The sequence below is a fragment of the Streptococcus sp. GMD6S genome (genome assembly GCF_000297015.1).
In genome coordinates, this window is the sequence record NZ_AJRH01000156.1 from 1 (window position 1) to 1,152 (window position 1,152).

Sequence of the window (1,152 nt, forward strand, 5' to 3'; positions counted from 1 at the left end):
TCAACCAGTCCAGAGCAGTTAGAAGAGATTAAGCCCATCATCTCAAGTCAGCTTCAGCTAACAGGTATGGCGGAAATGGCTCCTTATCTTTACGGTGATGAAATTGCTGAGATTCAAGGTCAAATACCGGTTGGTATGCCTTATGCTGCAGGCTATGCTTATGGCTATCATCTTATACAAGCCTATCTGAAAAAGACTGGCAAGAGCATTATTGAGGCCACAGTAACACCAACAGAAGAGATTTTAGAGGCGACTGAAGACTTTTGGAAATGACACTTTTGTTTGAAAATTTGCCAGAACATGATATAATGTAGGTAATTTCAGGAGGTGATAGTATGCACTATAAAAGAATTGAATTGAAGGTGACAGATCAAGGAATTCATGAGCGCAAGATTTTTCAAGGTGTTAAGATTTTCAGTCGTAGCAAGTTATCTAAAGATCAGAAAAGCATTCTAACACAGAAGCTTTACCTGACTCCGAAGCAAAACATCGTTTACTATCAACGGACAGATGTCAACTATGACCAGAACTGGCAGCATAATAAGGACTATTACGAATTAGCTTATGGTCAGTTGGACAGAGAGACTGTTTTTAAGGTTTGTCAAGATTTTGACGAACTAAGTCCTTTTCTGGAAAATGAGCTACTTGAGAAGCTAAAAGAAAAGCAGTTAACAGGCAAATTTTTTGAAAAATTAGATATATAAAAATCCGACTGCTTTTATAAGCAGTCGGATTTCTTCTAGTGTGATAGTGCTGAAACAATACCTTTACTATCATAGCATTGGCTACATTTTTAAAAGTTGTTTTAGCTGTCTTGAGGAGCTTGATACTGATGTCCTCGAGTCGACCATAGTATACTAACATCTATTCATCTGATAAGAGGGATTTTATCATCCAGATATTCATAGCTGGGTGGCCGGCAGCGTTAGAAAGTGGTTGTTGCAATGCTGTAAAACCATAGTGCTGATAGATTACCACAGCCGTAGCCAGTTCAGTAGAGGTTTCTAGATAAAGTTGTTCATAACCTGCTAGGCGGGCTTCATGGAATATCCGCTTTATCAACCTGCTGGAATAACCTTTGCCACGGCTATTTTTAGTGACATACAGTTTTTGTAATTCAGCAATCTTATCAGACACAGGTGCAAAGCCACC

General features: G+C 38.9%; 3 protein-coding genes. 2 read left to right on the plus strand and 1 reads right to left on the minus strand.

What is annotated here, in order from left to right; translation table 11 throughout:
* Both GMD6S_RS09305 and GMD6S_RS09310 read left to right on the plus strand, forming a co-directional pair.
* Positions 1 to 273 (plus strand): DUF2268 domain-containing putative Zn-dependent protease (locus GMD6S_RS09305; protein ID WP_000314671.1); only part of this gene is annotated, 273 nt, incomplete at its 5' end.
* Between the two features lie 62 nt (positions 274 to 335).
* Positions 336 to 704, plus strand: a complete 369-nt coding sequence (locus GMD6S_RS09310; RefSeq protein WP_000559015.1) for an EXLDI protein — start codon at positions 336 to 338, stop codon at positions 702 to 704.
* A 160-nt stretch (positions 705 to 864) separates the two neighbouring features.
* Here the strand turns inward: GMD6S_RS09310 and GMD6S_RS09315 are convergent.
* Positions 865 to 1,152, minus strand: a 288-nt coding sequence (locus GMD6S_RS09315) for a GNAT family N-acetyltransferase (protein WP_000441549.1), incomplete at its 5' end; no start/stop codon positions are given.

Excerpts from the sequence above, each read along its gene's own strand:
- GMD6S_RS09310 (WP_000559015.1), top strand. The coding sequence starts at position 336 with ATGCACTATAAAAGAATTGAATTGAAGGTGACAGATCAAGGAATTCAT.